Source organism: Janthinobacterium sp. BHSEK (assembly GCF_056174685.1).
In genome coordinates this window covers 1-267 of sequence record NZ_JBWBYV010000280.1, presented here as the reverse complement: position 1 = coordinate 267, position 267 = coordinate 1, and the positions used below count along the sequence as shown (strand labels likewise).

Sequence of the window (267 nt, the reverse complement as noted above, 5' to 3'; positions counted from 1 at the left end):
TAGAAGGCACTTAGGCAAATCCGGGTGCGGAATTCAAGGGGATGGGACGAGTGAATTTATTCACGAAGCAATCGGAAGTGGTTCCAAGAAAAGCCTCTAAGCTTCAGTCATACGAGACCGTACCGCAAACCGACACAGGTGGGCGAGATGAGTATTCTAAGGCGCTTGAGAGAACTCGGGAGAAGGAACTCGGCAAATTGGTACCGTAACTTCGGGAAAAGGTACGCCCCGGTAGCTTGATTGGTTTACTCCATGAGGGTGAAAGGG

At 50.6% G+C, this 267-nt stretch carries 1 rRNA gene; it reads left to right on the top strand.

Features of this window, described 5'->3' with window-relative positions:
* A 23S ribosomal RNA gene (locus AC0V2Y_RS29040) occupies positions 1 to 267 on the top strand; the annotation flags it as partial.